General features: G+C 75.0%; 1 protein-coding gene. It reads left to right on the top strand.

What is annotated here, in order from left to right; translation table 11 throughout:
• Positions 1-140 (top strand): hypothetical protein (locus AC0IXA_RS27855; protein WP_471814972.1); only part of this gene is annotated, 140 nt, incomplete at its 5' end.
• Positions 141-252 lie beyond the last annotated feature (112 nt).

The raw sequence follows: 252 nt of genomic DNA, 5'->3' as shown, positions 1-252 counted from the left end.
CCTTCGACCAGTGGGGCGTCGAGCTCGGCAAGGTCCTCGCCAAGCGGATCGAGCCGGTGCTGACCAGCGGGCAGGGCGGTGACGACCTCGACGGGTCGACCGCCGCGCTCGTCGCCGCGTACCGCTCGCTGCGGGCGTAGGGAGCGGACTGCGATGACGGGGCCGGGGGAGAACGAGGTGCGGCTGCGGCCGCCGCGCGAGGCGCTGAACGAACGGGCCGTCGGCTGGTGGCGGGCCCAGTGGCTGGTCACC

The sequence above is a fragment of the Pseudomonas sp. AC083 genome, assembly GCF_979253165.1.
Note: the sequence above shows the minus strand (reverse complement) of the source record. Positions and strands in the feature narration are given on the sequence as shown.